Origin of the sequence: Pseudomonas sp. C8002, from assembly GCF_013385765.1 — a bacterium.
Classification (GTDB): domain Bacteria; phylum Pseudomonadota; class Gammaproteobacteria; order Pseudomonadales; family Pseudomonadaceae; genus Aquipseudomonas.
On sequence record NZ_JACAPJ010000001.1, the window covers coordinates 346,406 to 362,481 of the forward strand.

The window sequence follows — 16,076 nt, forward strand, 5'->3', positions numbered from 1 at the left end:
TATCAGTCATTTCCGGTACTCGGCGCCCCGGGATTTCTCCGAAAACACCCGGTTGCCCAAGTCGCAACCCGCCGGCAGCGTGCCGATGACCGAATATGTCGCAGCGTCGCAAGCAGCTTGCTTCCTACACTCGTTAAGCTGCGCAACGGATGTGCCTCGCCAGGAGTCTGACCTGCCCGTCGTACCGTCACCTGGCAAGGTGCGCATCTTATGGAAGTTGAATGTGACCTCATTGTCTTGTCCAGCTTCACCCACCTGTCACTCTGAATTCGTTACTGTAGACCGCGAACAGAGCTGACGGTCTCCCCGCAAGGGGATAACACGCGACGCTTCCATCAATAACAAGCCCAAGCGGAGTACCACAGATGGCGTTCTTCACCGCAGCCAGCAAAGCCGACTTCCAGCACCAACTGCAAGCGGCACTGGCGCAGCACATCAGTGAACAGGCACTGCCACAAGTGGCGCTGTTCGCTGAACAATTCTTCGGCATCATTTCCCTGGATGAACTGACCCAGCGTCGCTTGTCCGACCTGGCCGGTTGCACCCTGTCTGCCTGGCGCCTGCTTGAGCGCTTTGATCACAACCAACCGCAAGTGCGGGTCTACAACCCCGATTACGAACGTCATGGCTGGCAATCGACCCACACCGCGGTCGAAGTGCTGCACCACGACCTGCCATTCCTGGTGGACTCGGTGCGTACCGAGCTGAACCGCCGTGGCTACAGCATCCACACCCTGCAAACCACCGTACTCAGCGTGCGTCGTGGCAAGAAGGGCGAACTGCTGGAAATCCTGCCCAAAGGCACCCAGGGCGAAGACGTTCAGCAAGAATCGCTGATGTACCTGGAAATCGACCGTTGCGCCAACGCCGCCGAGCTGAGTGTCCTGAGCAAGGAACTTGAGCAGGTACTGGGCGAAGTGCGCGTTGCAGTCGCCGATTTCGAACCGATGAAAGCCAAGGTCCAGGAGCTGCTGGCCGGTATCGACGCCAGCCCGTACGTGATCGACGGCGAAGAAAAAGCCGAGATCAAGAGCTTCCTGGAATGGCTGGTGGGCAACCACTTCACCTTCCTCGGCTACGAAGAGTTCGTGGTACGTGACGAGGCGGACGGCGGTCATATCGAATATGACGCCAACTCGTTCCTCGGTCTGACCAAACTGCTGCGCCCGGGCCTGACTACCGACGAGCTGCGCATCGAAGACTACGCGGTGAACTACCTGCGTGAGCCGGCCGTGCTGTCGTTCGCCAAGGCTGCACACCCAAGCCGCGTGCACCGCCCGGCCTACCCGGACTACGTGTCGATCCGCCAGATCGACGCCGACGGCAAGGTCATCAAGGAATGCCGCTTCATGGGCCTCTACACTTCTTCGGTGTACGGCGAAAGCGTGCGGGTGATTCCTTACATCCGTCGCAAGGTGACGGAAATCGAGCGTCGCTCGGGCTTCCAGGCCAAGGCGCACTTGGGCAAGGAACTGGCCCAGGTGGTCGAGGTTCTGCCCCGCGATGATCTGTTCCAGACCCCGGTGGACGAGCTGTTCAGCACCGTGATGTCGATCGTGCAGATCCAGGAACGCAACAAGATCCGCGTGTTCCTGCGCAAAGACCCGTACGGCCGCTTCTGCTACTGCCTGGCCTACGTGCCGCGCGACATCTATTCCACCGAAGTGCGCCAGAAGATCCAGCAAGTGCTGATGGATCGCCTGAAAGCCTCGGACTGCGAGTTCTGGACGTTCTTCTCCGAGTCCGTACTGGCTCGCGTGCAGTTGATCCTGCGGGTGGACCCGAAGAACCGCCTGGACATCGACCCGCTGCAACTGGAAAAAGAAGTGGTGCAGGCCTGCCGCAGCTGGCAGGACGACTACTCCAGCCTGGTGGTGGAAAGCTTCGGCGAAGCCCATGGCACCAACGTGCTGGCTGATTTCCCGAAAGGTTTCCCGGCCGGCTACCGCGAGCGTTTCGCCGCGCATTCGGCCGTGGTCGACATGCAGCACTTGCTCAGCCTGACCGAAGCCAACCCGCTGGTGATGAGCTTCTATCAGCCGCTGGGCCAGGTTTCCGGCCAGCGCGAGCTGCATTGCAAGCTGTATCACGCCGATACGCCGCTGGCGCTGTCCGATGTGCTGCCGATCCTGGAAAACCTTGGCCTGCGTGTCCTGGGTGAATTCCCGTACCGCCTGCGTCATGCCAATGGCCGCGAGTTCTGGATTCACGATTTCGCGTTCATCGCCGCCGAAGGTGTGAACCTCGATATCCAGCAATTGAACGACACCCTGCAGGACGCGTTCGTGCATATCGTGCACGGCGATGCCGAAAACGATGCGTTCAACCGTCTGGTGCTGACGGCCGGCCTGCCATGGCGCGACGTGGCGCTGCTGCGTGCCTACGCCCGTTACCTGAAGCAGATTCGCCTGGGCTTCGACCTGGGTTACATCGCCAGCACCCTGAACAACCACACCGACATCGCCCGCGAGTTGACCCGGTTGTTCAAGACCCGTTTCTACCTGGCGCGCAAGCTCACCGCCGAAGACCTCGAAGACAAGCAGCAACGCCTGGAACAAGCGATCCTCACGGCCCTGGACGACGTTCAGGTGCTCAACGAAGACCGCATCCTGCGTCGCTACCTGGACCTGATCAAGGCCACCTTGCGGACCAACTTCTACCAGGCTGACGCCAACGGCCAGAACAAGTCGTACTTCAGCTTCAAGTTCAACCCGCACGCGATTCCTGAGCTGCCCAAGCCGGTGCCGAAGTTTGAAATCTTCGTCTACTCGCCACGGGTTGAAGGCGTGCACCTGCGCTTTGGCAACGTCGCTCGCGGCGGCCTGCGCTGGTCCGACCGTGAAGAAGACTTCCGCACTGAAGTGCTGGGCCTGGTAAAAGCCCAGCAAGTGAAGAACTCGGTGATCGTGCCGGTGGGCGCCAAGGGCGGTTTCCTGCCGCGTCGTCTGCCATTGGGCGGCAGCCGGGACGAGATCGCGGCCGAGGGCATCGCCTGCTACCGCATCTTCATTTCCGGCCTGTTGGACATTACCGACAACCTGAAAGACGGCGCCCTGGTGCCACCGTTGAACGTGGTGCGCCACGACAACGATGACCCGTACCTGGTAGTAGCAGCGGACAAGGGCACTGCGACCTTCTCCGACATCGCCAACGGCATCGCCATCGACTACGGTTTCTGGCTGGGTGACGCGTTCGCTTCCGGCGGTTCTGCCGGTTACGACCACAAGAAAATGGGCATCACCGCCAAGGGCGCGTGGGTGGGGGTGCAGCGTCACTTCCGTGAGCGCGGCATCAACGTCCAGCAAGACAGCATCACCGTGGTGGGCGTGGGCGACATGGCCGGCGACGTGTTCGGCAACGGCCTGTTGATGTCCGACAAGCTGCAACTGGTCGCCGCCTTCAACCACCTGCACATCTTCATCGATCCAAACCCGAACCCGGCCAACAGCTTCGCTGAACGTCAGCGCCTGTTCGACCTGCCGCGCTCGGCCTGGACCGACTACGACACCAGCATCATGTCCGAAGGCGGCGGTATCTTCTCGCGCAGCGCGAAGAGCATTGCCATCTCGCCACAGATGAAAGAACGCTTCGACATCCAGGCCGACAAGCTGACCCCGACCGAACTGCTGAATGCCTTGCTCAAGGCACCGGTGGACCTGTTGTGGAACGGCGGTATCGGCACCTACGTCAAGGCCAGCACCGAGAGCCACGCCGATGTGGGCGACAAGGCCAACGACGCCCTGCGCGTCAATGGCAACGAGCTGCGCTGCAAGGTGGTGGGCGAGGGCGGTAACCTCGGCATGACTCAGCTGGGTCGTGTGGAATTCGGCCTCAATGGCGGCGGTTCCAACACAGACTTCATCGACAACGCCGGTGGTGTGGACTGCTCCGACCACGAAGTGAACATCAAGATCCTGCTCAACGAAGTCGTGCAGGCCGGTGACATGACCGACAAGCAGCGCAACCAGTTGCTGGCGAGCATGACCGACGAAGTCGGCAGCCTGGTGTTGGGCAACAACTACAAGCAAACCCAGGCCCTGTCCCTGGCTGCCCGCAAAGCCTTCGAGCGCGTGGCCGAGTACAAGCGCCTGATGAGCGACCTGGAAGGCCGTGGCAAGCTGGACCGCGCCATCGAGTACCTGCCGACCGAGGAGCAGCTCAACGAGCGCGCCGCTGCGGGCAAGGGCCTGACCCGTCCGGAGCTGTCGGTACTGATCTCCTACAGCAAGATCGACCTCAAGGAAGCGTTGCTCAAATCCCTGGTGCCGGATGACGACTACCTGACCCGTGACATGGAGACCGCTTTCCCGCCGAGCCTGGTGGCGAAGTTCTCCGAAGCCATGCGTCGCCACCGTCTGAAGCGCGAGATCGTCAGCACCCAGATCGCCAACGACCTGGTCAACCACATGGGCATCACCTTCGTTCAGCGCCTCAAAGAGTCCACCGGCATGAGCCCGGCGAACGTGGCGGGCGCCTACGTGATCGTGCGTGACATCTTCCACCTCCCGCACTGGTTCCGTCAGATCGAAGCCCTGGACCACCAGGTCTCGGCCGATGTGCAACTGGAGCTGATGGACGAGCTGATGCGCCTGGGCCGCCGTGCCACGCGCTGGTTCCTGCGCAGCCGTCGCAACGAACAGGATGCCGGGCGTGATGTTGCGCACTTCGGTCCACACCTTGCCGCGCTGGGCCTCAAGCTCGACGAACTGCTGGAAGGCCCGACCCGCGAAGGTTGGCAGAACCGTTACCAGGCTTACGTCGAAGCCGGTGTGCCGGAGTTGTTGGCGCGCATGGTTGCAGGCACTACCCACCTGTACACCCTGCTGCCAATCATCGAAGCCGCCGACGTGACAGGCCAGAGTGCGGCAGACGTCGCGAAGGCTTACTTCGCCGTCGGCAGCGCCCTGGACTTGCCGTGGTACCTGCAGCAGATCAGCAGCCTGCCCGTGGGCAACAACTGGCAGGCCCAGGCCCGCGAAGCCTTCCGCGATGACGTGGATTGGCAGCAACGGGCGATCACCATTTCCGTACTGCAAATGGCCGATGCGCCAGAAGACATGGAAGCCCGCGTGGCCCTGTGGCTTGAGCAGCACCAGGACATGGCTGATCGCTGGCGCACCATGATGGTGGAGATTCGTGCTGCAGTCGGCACGGACTACGCCATGTACGCGGTAGCCAACCGTGAGTTGCTGGACCTGGCGATGAGCGGCCAGTCGGTGCTGTAACGCGTCTGACTGAGCGTTAAAACAAAAAGCCCGGTATCGAAAGATATCGGGCTTTTTTGCATTTGATTATCGGCGTGTTATCTCAACTTGTGGCGAGGGAGCTTGCTCCCGTTGGGCTGCGCAGCAGTCCCGTTTTTGGGGCCGCTGCGCGTCCCAGCGGGAGCAAGCTCCCTCGCCACAGGTTAAAACAGTGTGATCAATTGCTGCGTAGTAGCTTGGCTTCCAGATGATCCAGATGCCGGGTCATCAAGTTGACGGCTTTGCCGGCATCGCCATGCTCCACCGCATCCACAATCGCCCTATGTTCCTGCCATGCGCAATACGTGCAAGCCTTGGCCTCAAACTGCGCAATCGCCAATGAGGTCAGCGGCACCAGGCTGTTGAGAAACTGTGCCAACGGTGCATTCCCGGCGATGGCTGCCAGTTGCAGGTGAAACTCCCCGGAGAGCCGAATCGCCGGCCCGCGCTCGTCACGCTCGATGCAGTCGCGCTCCCGTGCGATCAACTCCCGCAGTTGGCGGATCTGCGCCGGTTTCGCCTGGGCACACGCCAACTGCACCACGGTGATTTCCGTCAGGCGCCTTGCCTCGAGAATCTGCTGGGTCTGTTGTGCATCCGGTGCCGCCACCTGGGCGCGGTGGTTGGGCCGCAGGATGATCACTTGCTGGTGCGACAGCCGCGCCAGCACACGGCGAATCACGCTGCGGCTGACGCCAAAACTTTGCCCGAGGCTCTCCTCGGTAAAACGGCTGGCGGGGGCGATGCGTTGCTCAAGAATGGCGTCGAACAGTGCCGGGTAGATGTCGTCCACCGAGAGTTTCGGCTTGCCCACCAGGCGCAACGGCGTAAAGGGGAAAGGGGTGTGCAGGGCGTGAGCGGTCATGCGCGGTCTCCTGGAAGTCAGCTACCCAGATGGTCATCCGGGATGTTCAAGCGAATGCCCATGCGCAAGCCTTCCTGCAGGATATGCCGGCGCATTTCGGCGCTGGCAAGGGCGCTGTTCTTGTTGCGGATCGCCCGCACCACGGCGTCGTTTTCCTGCAAGCGTTCCGCCAGGTGTTCGGGGGAGTTGCGCAGTACCTGGGCGCTTTGCTTGAGGGCGTTGCTGGTTTGTTGCACCACGTTCTGGAAGATCGGGTTGGAGGTCAGGGCGAACAGTTCTTCGTGGAACGCGATGTAGGCGTTCATCCCGGCTTCGCTGTCGCCGGCGTCGAGGGCTTCGCGCATGTCCATCAGGGTCAGGCGCAGTTGCCCGACTTCCTTGCTGCTGATGGATTGCGCCACTAAACCTACGATAAAGGGCTCGAGGGTGTAGCGCAGTTGTAGGATGTCTTCGAGGCTGGCGTCGGCCACGCCGCTGTCCTGGGCCTGGGATTCGCTGAGGGTGGTTTCCAGCACCACCACGCCCTTGCCGGGCATGGAGCGCACCAGGCCGAGGGTTTCCAGCACGATCACCGCTTCGCGCAGGCTCGGGCGGCTGATGCCCATTTGCTCGGCCAGTTCACGCTGGCCGGGCAGCATCTCGCCGCGCCGCCACTGACCCCTCGCCAGGGCGGCGCGCAGTTTTTCTACCACTGAATTGACGACGGTTGACGAGGTGATCACGTGTGGCTCCCTTTAAATTGAACTGTCTGCTTGGTGTGGCGAGGGAGCTTGCTCCCGCTGGACTGCGCAGCAGGCCCATTTTTTGGGGCCGCTTCGCGCCCCAGCGGGAGCAAGCTCCCTCGCCACAGGGGTGAGCCCGTCTCATCAGAACTCTTGGTGGGCGGGCAGCACCGGTTTCTTGGCCTGGAAGGCATACCCTTGTTGACCGTCCAGCACCTTGTTGGCGCGTTGGATATCGATGTCTTTTTCCCAGCGGGCGATGGCCACGGTGGCGACGCAGTTGCCGATCAGGTTGGTCAGCGCACGGCCAATGCCCATGAACCAGTCCACCGCCAGCACCAGCACCAGGCCCACCACCGGAATCGCCGGGATTGCGGTGAGTGTCGCCGCCAGAATCACCAGTGCCGAACCCGGAATCCCGTGGGCGCCCTTGGAGGTGATCAGCGACACCAGCAGGATGGTCAGCAGGTCGGTCATCGACAGCGGTGTGCCGGTGGCATTGGCGATAAACACGATGGCCAGGGTCAGGTAGATGGAGAAACCATCGAGGTTGAATGAATACCCCGTCGGAATCACCAGGCCCACGGTGGAGCTGCCAATGCCAAGGTGTTCCAGTTTACGCATGATCTGTGGCAACACGGCATCGGAGGACGCGGTGCCCATCACGATCAACAGTTCTTCCCGCAGGTACTTGAGCAGCGGCATCATCCGCAGGCCCGACAGGCGCATCACCAGCCCCAGAATCACCGCGACGAACAGGAAGCACGTAAGGTAGAACAGGCCCACCAGGCTGCCCAGGTGTTGCAGGGAATCCAGGCCATACGTGCTGGTGGTGAAGGCGATGGCGCCGAACACGCCGATGGGCGCCAGGCGCACGATCATGCCCATGATGCGGAAGATCACGTGGCTCAGCTCGTTGATCAACCGCGAGATCCCGGAAGCGGCTTCGCCCACCAGATTCAGTGCGCTGCCGAACAACACCGAGAACAACAGCACTTGCAGCACGTTGTTGTCCGCGAAGGCGCCGATCACCGAGTTGGGGATCAGGTCCATCAGGAACTGGCTGGTGCCCTTGATGTGTTGGCCGCGGTCTGCCAGTTCATTCAGGCCGGCAGACGACAGTTGCTCCAGGTGGATATTGGCGCCGGTGCCGATCCCGGTGCTGAAGGCCATGATCAGGCCGATCACCAGGGCCACGGTGGTCAGTGCTTCAAAGTAGATCACCGACTTGAGGCCGATGCGCCCGACTTTCTTCAAGTCGCCGGCACCGGAAATACCGCTGACCACCACGCAGAAGACGATCAGGCCAATCAGCATTTTGATCAGCTTGATGAAGCCGTCACCCAGGGGTTTGAGTTGCGAGGAGAATTCAGGGAGGGCGAGGCCGCAGATTATGCCGATCACCAGGCCAATCACGACTTGCAGGAAAATCGAACGCGAGCACCATCTGAGCATGGGAAGGATCTCTATTCGGTGCCCTGGTGGGTCCAGGGCTTAATTGTTGTGGTCTGACCGGTATGTCCAGTGCGGGGCCAGTCTACGCTCGGTTTTTTTCAAGTCGCAAGTAAATATTACGCGGATGGCAGGTCCCGGTCTGACCAGTTGGTCCGCAAGGTTCGTACTTGAGCGGTTGGCGGCCCGGAATTTTTTTCGCTTATCATCCCGGGCTTGGTTCACAGGGTGAGTTATGGATATTCCAGGATTGATCACGGACGCGGCGGGCGTCACCAGCTGTACGTGGCGCACGGCGGCGCCGGAGTACCCGGATTACCACGACCACGAATGGGGCGTGCCGGTGGCCGATGACATTGCGCTGTACGAGAAGATTTGCCTGGAAGGTTTTCAGGCCGGCATGGCGTGGATCACCATCCTGCGCAAGCGCGAGGCGTTTCGCCGGGCGTTCGAGGGCTTTGATTTTCGCCGAGTGGCGCAGTACACCGAGCAGGACATCGAGCGATTGGTGGCCGACCCGGGTATCGTGCGCAATCGCGCCAAGATCGTGTCCACCATCAACAACGCCCGGCGCGCCTGTGAGCTGGTGGATGAGACCGGTTCGCTGGCGGCGTGGTTGTGGTCGTTTGAACCGGCCGCCGATGAGCGCCCGGCGGTGGTGGACATGGCGTACTGGACGGCCAACCCCACGTCAGCCGCGTCAACGCGCTTGTCCAAGGCCCTGAAAAAACGTGGCTGGAGCTATGTGGGCCCGACCACGATGTATGCGTTCATGCAGGCGATGGGCATGGTCAACGACCACCTTGAAGGCTGTACCTGCCGGTCTCGAATCGAACACCTGCGCCACCACTTCAAACGACCCTGAGCCACTGACTGTGCGCGGTTAAAACTGTGGGAGCGGTGGCGCGGGTTAGTGGGGCAGCGGCGTGAGCACGTCGGCCTTGTCATCCATCACCATCACTACCAGCAGTTTCGCCGGTTGGGTCTGGCTGGCATTGCTGGATTCAAAGTGCCGCGAGCCGGCAGGTTCATAGAACGACTGGCCGACCTTGTAGGTGATCGCCTTTTCATCGTTGACCCGCGAGGTGATTGCACCTTCCAGCACATAGGCCACGGCCGTGCCGGTGTGGCTATGGGGCACGGTGGCCTGGCCCGGGGCGTAGTCCACGGTGAGCATCACGGTTTTCTTGCCGGGGACGTTGGCCAGGGCGTGTTCCTGCAACACGTTGATCTTTTCCTGGTTGTACACCGGGTCGTGGGCAAAGGCGCTTAACGAGGCCAGCAGCAGGGTGGTGCCGAGCAGTACTTTCATGGTGAGGCTCCGAGTGAGTCGAGACCCGTTCACCCTAGGCCCCGATCCGGATTTGACCAATAGCCAATCCGGCGGAAATTCCCTCAGCCAATCTGTCGCAGGATATCCCGCACCACGTCCAGCGCCGGGTCAATGTCCAGGGTTTCGATCGCGCCAAACCCGATCTTCAGTCCCTCGCGTACCGGTGTGTCGTGGAAAAACACGCTCAGCGGATAGAGCCCCACGTCAGCCTCCCGTGCCAATTGGGTGAGCTGCGGAATATTCACCGGCACCTTGCACAGTGCGGCCAGATGGAACCCGGCCACGGTGGGCACCACGTCGAACCACGGCGAGAGGTCCCCCGCCAGGCGCTGCAGAATCCGTTCCCGGCGCCCGGTATATACCCCATGGCAGCGCCGAATGTGCTTGAGCAGGTAGCCTTCGCTGATGAACTTGGCCAGGGCCCATTGCGGCAGGGTGGAGCTGTGCTGGTCGGTGAGTTGCTTGGCCTTGAGCACCGCGCCGAAAATTGCCGGCGGCAACACCGTGTAGCCCAGGCGCAACTCCGGCAGCAGGGTTTTCGAGAAGGTCCCGACGTAGGCGACCACGCCGCGGGTGTCCATGCTTTGCAGGGAGTCGGTGGGGCGGCCCTCGTAGCGGAATTCGCTGTCGTAGTCATCCTCGATCACGATGGCGCCCAACGCCAGCGCACGTGCCAGCAACGCCTCACGGCGCGGCACGCTCATGGGCATGCCCAGGGGGAACTGATGGGACGGTGTCACGTAGATCAGCCGCGTGCCGTCGGGAATCAAGTCGACCCGCAGGCCGTGTTCGTCCACCGGCACGCCCACCACGGTCGCCCCCATGGCGTCGAACATCAGTCGCACCGGGGTGTAGCCGGGGTCTTCCATGGCGACGACGGTGCCCGGTTCCAGCACCACGCGGGCGATCAGGTCGAGCGCCTGCTGGGCGCCGTTGGTGACTACGATGTCGTCTTCGCTGCACCTGACCCCACGGGAAAATGCGATATGCCCGGCGATTGCACTGCGCAGGGCCGGCAAGCCTTCCGGCCGGCTGTAGAAGCCGCTGTCCTGTGAGATACGGCGCAAGGCATCGAGGGTGCAGCGCCGCCATTCATCCTGGGGGAACTGGCTGCGGGCGGTGGCACCGCCGATAAAGTCCCGGCTCGGGCGGGTTTCACGGTTGGGGTGACCCATGGGCGCGGGAAGGGCTTGCCACTTGGCCAGGTTGGCGGCGCAGGCAAGGTCGGCGGCACTTTGCAGGTGTTCGCGGCGCGTGGCCCAGGCGTTGACGAACGTGCCACGGCCGATCCTGCCGACCAACAACCCTTCGTAGGTCAGCGCCGCGTAGGTGTCTGAGACTGTCTTGCGCGACACGCCCAGTTGCAGGGCCAGCAAGCGGCTGGGAGGCAATTGCGACCCGGCCACCAGTTGTCCCGACTCAATGGCCGTGCGCAATTGCTGGTAAAGCTGTTCGGCCAGGTCCTTGCGGCCCTTGATAACGACGTGCAGTTCCATGTTTCATCCAGAGGCAAGCAATCACCCGCAAGATTACCGCAAGTCACCCGCCAGCCGAATCAGGACAGGAAACCACCGTCTACATTCAGCGATACACCGGTGGTGTAGCTCGACGCGTCGCTGGCCAGGTACAGCACCGCGCCGGCCATCTCGCTCGGGTCGGCCACGCGCTTGAGGGGGATCTGCGCCAGGGCCATTTTCAGGATCGAGTCGTTCTTCACCAGCGCGGAGGCGAACTTGGTGTCGGTCAGGCCCGGCAGCAGCGCGTTGCAGCGAATGCCGAACGGCGCGCATTCCTTGGCGAAGACTTTGGTCATGTTGATCACGGCCGCCTTGGTCACCGAGTAGATGCCCTGGAATACGCCCGGCGAAATCCCGTTGATCGAGGCCACGTTGATGATGCTGCCGCCACCGTTCTCGCGCATCAGCTTGCCGGCTTCCACCGACATGAAGAAGTAGCCGCGAATGTTCACGTCGACGGTCTTCTGGAATGCGCCCAGGTCGGTGTCCAGCACGTTGCAGAACTGCGGGTTGGTGGCGGCGTTGTTGACCAGGATGTCCAGGCGGCCGAACTGTTCGCGGATCGCGGCAAACACGTTGGTGATCTGTTCCATTTCGCCGATATGGCAGGCAATTGCCGTGGCCTTGCCGCCGTCGGCGATGATCGCGTCGGCCACGTGCTGGCAGCCGTCGATCTTGCGGCTCGACACGATCACGTGGGCGCCTTGCTGGGCCAGCAACTTGGCGATGGCCTCACCGATACCGCGGCTGGCGCCGGAAACGAAAGCGATCTTGCCGTCGAGGTCGAACAGTTGGGTCTTGGACATGGTTTTTCCTTGAAGAGGGTCAGAGGGAAGACTGTTTGATGACATTCAGGCTCATCTGCTCAAGCAGCTTGTTCATGTGAATGAACTGCGCAAAGCGTTTGTCCTGGGTCTGGCCATGGAAGAAGCGGTAGTAGATCTGCTGCACGATGCCGGCCAGGCGGAACAGGCCGTAGGTGTAGTAGAAGTCGAAATTGTCGATCTGGATCCCGGAGCGTTCGGCGTAGTAGTCGACGAACTGGCGGCGGGTAAGCATGCCGGGGGCGTTGCTCGGCTGGCGGCGCATCAGTTGCACCGGGGCCGGGTCGGCCGCTTCGATCCAGTAGGCGAGGGTGTTGCCCAGGTCCATCAGCGGGTCGCCGAGGGTGGTCAGTTCCCAGTCCAGCACGCCGATGATCTGCATCGGGTTATGCGGGTCGAGGATCACGTTGTCGAAGCGGTAGTCGTTGTGGACGATGCTCGAGGTGGGGTGGTCGGCCGGCATCTTGTCGTTGAGCCAGGCACGTACCGCTTCCCAGCTAGGGGCGTCGGGGGTCAGGGCTTTTTCGTAGCGGTCGCTCCAGCCGCGAATCTGCCGCTCCACGTAACCTTCGGGCTTGCCCAGGTCGGCCAGGCCGCAGGCGCTGTAGTCGACCTGGTGCAGCTCGACGAACTTGTCGATAAAGCTTTTGCACAAGGCTTCGGTTTTCGCCGCGTCCAGGCCCAGTTCCGGCGGCAGGTCCGAGCGCAGGATGATCCCCTTGACCCGCTCCATCACGTAGAACTCGGCGCCGATCACTGACTCGTCGGTGCAGTGCACGTAGGCCTTGGGGCAATACGGGAAACCGTCCTTGAGCTGGTTGAGAATCCGGTATTCGCGGCCCATGTCGTGGGCGGACTTGGCCTTGTGGCCAAAGGGCGGGCGGCGCAGCACGAATTCCTGGCCGGGGTATTCCAGCAGGTACGTCAGGTTGGAGGCACCCCCGGGGAACTGGCTGATTTTGACGCTGCCGCTCAAGCCCGGGATATGGGCCTTGAGGTAGGGATCGATGAGGCTGGCATCAAGTTCTTCGCCGGGGCGAATCTGGGTCGATTGGTCATTAAGCGCCATGCTTATCCCTTCTGCTTATTCTTAAGGCCTTGGACTATTGGCTAATCTAATGCGCGCGGCCGCCAAGCCACAAGGTTGGGGCGGCTTAATAGGTTAGCGTGTTGGCCGATGATCAGCGGGCTTGATGTGCTCAGATCACCAGAACTGCGCGCCCGCCGGGGTTGCAGGACAGGTTGGCACCGATTTCGACTTTCGCCAGGTCGATGCCCAGGCCGGCGAGCAGGTTATTGACCAGCGGGTCGAGGAGCGGGCTGAGCAGTCCGGAGATGATGCCGCTGAGCAGATTCAGTACGCCGGTGACCAGGCCGACCACCAGGTTCAGCACCAGCCCAATCAGTCCGCCCTGTGTCGGTGGATGGTTGATCAACTGGATGCCATTGAGGGTGTTGCTCAAGCTGCCCACCACGTTGTTGGAACTGAAACTGAAGTAATCCGGGGGGCTTTTCACCTCGGGCGGCGACAGGTAAGTGTGGTTCCGGACTGTCTTGGCCACGCTGCTGTCGATCTTCAGGCTGATGCCACCCACGCCATACGGTTGCCGGGGATCGCAGACACCGTTGCTACAGGTCTTCACCCCAAGGTCGAGTAATGGGAATTCGTCAACGTTCAGTGGTGCTGTGGAGGAAAACAGGTTTTTTGGGTCGATCTGGCCCACCATCAGCCTAACCGCCGAGGTGGTACCGAGCACCGACAAGGCTTTGTCCGCAGGCCCGTTGCAGCGATATCCGGTGACCGTGCTGCTGCCGCTGGCGGCTTCCAGTGCTACATCGATTTGCTGGCCGATTTTGGGATCAAAGGAGCTGCCTAACAAGAGGCCCACCAGCGCCGTTACCCCGCCCAGTAAATCGTTCACCGCGCCGATTGCCGGCAGTTTCACCGAGATCAACGTCCTGACTTGCGCGGTCCTGACGTAGATCGGTTGGGTGGCGATCAGCTTGGGGTTACCTATGGCGGAAACCTGCGCCGGTTCAATGACCTTGGTCTTGACCGTGATATTCAGCAGTCCCAGCACATCCACCGGCAACTCCACCGCGACCGCGTTGTACTTGTTCGACAGTTGCACAAACCCCTGGATCAGGTTGAACAGTTGCAGGTTAACGTCCAGGGCGCTCTTGTCGGTGCCGTTCTGGATGGTCAGCAGGTCGCCCAGGTGCAGGATCTTGGTGCCGGGCGCAATCAGCTTGATCGCTTCCAGGTTATTGATCACCACCTTGACCGCATCGCCCCCCAGCTTGAGTACATCTATCGCGGCCTGGATCAGATCGCCGACGCTGGCGTCGGTCTTGAGCAACTCGTCGTAGTTGCCGGCGCTGACCTTCAATTGAATCGCCAGCGCGTCCAGGTAACTGAGCAGGTTGATATCGGTATTGATCAGGCCCTTCCAGCCCACCGCGTCGAGTTGCAATTTGCCCCCCAGCAGTCCGCCGATCAACGCATTGAGTGCGGCGGACTTGGTGCTGTCCACGGTCAGCAAGGTGCTGCGGATGGTCAGTACGGCCACCGGTGGCGCGGGCACGGCGGCCACGGCCACTGCCTGCAACCGGATGGTCGGCTCGAAAGGGCCGGTGGAGAGCAGCATGAACAGGCGGTTGGCGATACTGGTGACGACGCGGTGGGTGGCGATGACCTGGATCGCATCGGACCTTGAGGGATTGGGGCTGAAGGCGCGCATGAAGTCAGCCCCGGTGACCAGGGTGCCACAGGTGGTCGCCAGGGTACGGTCTGCGTTGAGCGGGAAATCATTGCGGGCTGCGCTTTGGATCGCGAATTGCGCGGCGTTGGTATTCGGCGTCACGCAGGCGCCGCCGCGGGTGACCACTTCCAGCGCCGCGGTGTCGGCAACCCGTTGCAGCTTGCGCTTTTCCAGGTACAGCCGGCCGCTGTCGACCACCAGCAACAGGAACAACAGTGCGATCCCCAGGGTCATCGCACCCATCAGTCCTATTGCGCCGCGTTGGCGGGCCGAGCCGGGTCCTTGGCAAACCATCCTGCGTTCCTTCGCCGGTCCAGTACCGGCATCCTGAGTATCCCCTCAGGCAGTGTAGTCAGGTTTTGCAAGGATTTATGGCTATTGGCCATTATTTTCGCGGAGGCAGTGCTACGGGCGTCAGCACAGGGCGGCCGGCAAAGTATTCCAGCAGGTTGTCCGCCACGCGCTGCACGGTGTCATGGGCGGCTTCCGGCGACAGGCCGGCGACGTGGGGCGTGAGCACGGTATTGCTGAGGCGCTTGAGCGCGTCGGGCACGTTGGGTTCATCATCGAACACGTCCAGTGCCGCGCCGCCGATGCGCCGTTGCTCCAAGGCGGTAATCAGGTCGGCGGTGACCACCACGCTGCCACGGCCGATGTTCACCAGGAAACCGTTGGGCCCCAGTGCGTCGAGGGCCTGGCGGTCGATCAAATGTCGCGTGCTGGCGCCGCCCGGGGTGGCCAGGATCAGGAAGTCCGAGGCCCGCGCCAGTTCCACGGCGGTGGCGCAGTAGGTGTAGTCCACATCTTCGCGGGGCTGGCGGTTGTGATAACTCACCTCCATGCCAAAACCCAGGGCGGCCCGCTTGGCGATTTCCAGGCCCACGGCGCCCAGGCCGAGAATACCCAACTGTTTGCCGGCCAGGGAAGGGCGCATTATCTTGGGCCATTCGCTGCGCCGTACTGCTGCGTCCGCCCGGGGAATGTCCCGCACCAGGCACAGCAACAACGCCATGGCGTGGTCGGCCACCGACGGCGCATTCACCCCGGCGCCATTGGTGACCACGATTCCACGGTTGCTGGCGGCTTGCAGGTCCACGTGTTCATACCCGGCGCCGATCACGCAGATGATCTCCAGCAGCGGCAGCGCGGCGATTTCCTCGGCGTACAGGCCCAGCGGGCCACGGGTAAGCACCGCCTGGACCTGCCCGCCGTGGGTCTTGATGGCCTTGGCGCGTTCGGCCGGGGTGGGCGCAAGAATCACGTGAAAGCCATTGCCTTCGATGATCGGCAGGTAGTCGTTGATGGTTTCAACCAGGACCAGAACGGTGACGGGCATCGGAAGGTTCTTCCTGAAGGAT

General features: G+C 61.9%; 11 protein-coding genes. 2 read left to right on the forward strand and 9 right to left on the reverse strand.

Going from position 1 to position 16,076, the window contains the following annotated elements:
* Positions 1-365: 365 nt before the first annotated feature.
* Entirely contained in the window at positions 366-5,225 is a 4,860-nt protein-coding gene (locus HX814_RS01645; protein WP_102604668.1) for an NAD-glutamate dehydrogenase, read from the forward strand.
* A gap of 196 nt (positions 5,226-5,421) precedes the next feature.
* On the opposite strand, the gene HX814_RS01650 is transcribed toward HX814_RS01645, so the two are convergent.
* From HX814_RS01650 to HX814_RS01660, 3 genes are all read right to left on the reverse strand, one after another.
* Entirely contained in the window at positions 5,422-6,108 is a 687-nt protein-coding gene (locus tag HX814_RS01650; RefSeq protein ID WP_102369279.1) for a GntR family transcriptional regulator, read from the reverse strand.
* A gap of 17 nt (positions 6,109-6,125) precedes the next feature.
* Positions 6,126-6,830 (reverse strand): FadR/GntR family transcriptional regulator, encoded by a 705-nt coding sequence (locus tag HX814_RS01655; protein WP_003212959.1) that lies wholly within the window; start codon positions 6,828-6,830, stop codon positions 6,126-6,128.
* 144 nt (positions 6,831-6,974) lie between these two features.
* Complete coding sequence (locus HX814_RS01660; RefSeq protein WP_008433031.1) at positions 6,975-8,285, reverse strand: C4-dicarboxylate transporter DctA; 1,311 nt, start codon at positions 8,283-8,285, stop codon at positions 6,975-6,977.
* A 232-nt stretch (positions 8,286-8,517) separates the two neighbouring features.
* Between HX814_RS01660 and HX814_RS01665 the strand changes: the two genes are divergently transcribed.
* A complete protein-coding gene (locus tag HX814_RS01665; protein ID WP_023658908.1) occupies positions 8,518-9,147 on the forward strand; it encodes a DNA-3-methyladenine glycosylase I in 630 nt (209 codons plus the stop codon).
* 45 nt (positions 9,148-9,192) lie between these two features.
* Here HX814_RS01665 and HX814_RS01670 read toward each other — a convergent pair whose 3' ends face one another.
* From HX814_RS01670 to HX814_RS01695, 6 genes are all read right to left on the reverse strand, one after another.
* Complete coding sequence (locus HX814_RS01670; RefSeq protein ID WP_003210770.1) at positions 9,193-9,594, reverse strand: cupin domain-containing protein; 402 nt, start codon at positions 9,592-9,594, stop codon at positions 9,193-9,195.
* 83 nt (positions 9,595-9,677) lie between these two features.
* Positions 9,678-11,111, reverse strand: coding sequence for a PLP-dependent aminotransferase family protein (locus HX814_RS01675; RefSeq protein WP_087692884.1), 1,434 nt, complete (start codon positions 11,109-11,111; stop codon positions 9,678-9,680).
* A 59-nt stretch (positions 11,112-11,170) separates the two neighbouring features.
* Positions 11,171-11,938 carry an SDR family oxidoreductase gene (locus tag HX814_RS01680; RefSeq protein ID WP_003210776.1) on the reverse strand — a complete coding sequence of 256 codons (768 nt, stop codon included), beginning with the start codon at positions 11,936-11,938 and terminating at the stop codon, positions 11,171-11,173.
* Between the two features lie 19 nt (positions 11,939-11,957).
* Positions 11,958-13,025, reverse strand: a complete 1,068-nt coding sequence (locus HX814_RS01685; protein WP_177008208.1) for a phosphotransferase family protein — start codon at positions 13,023-13,025, stop codon at positions 11,958-11,960.
* Between the two features lie 130 nt (positions 13,026-13,155).
* On the reverse strand, positions 13,156-15,012 hold the full coding sequence (locus HX814_RS01690) for a pilus assembly protein TadG-related protein (protein WP_177008207.1): 1,857 nt from the start codon (positions 15,010-15,012) through the stop codon (positions 13,156-13,158).
* A gap of 91 nt (positions 15,013-15,103) precedes the next feature.
* Positions 15,104-16,054: a 2-hydroxyacid dehydrogenase gene (locus tag HX814_RS01695; RefSeq protein ID WP_087692887.1), complete on the reverse strand. Its 951-nt coding sequence runs from the start codon at positions 16,052-16,054 to the stop codon at positions 15,104-15,106.
* Positions 16,055-16,076 lie beyond the last annotated feature (22 nt).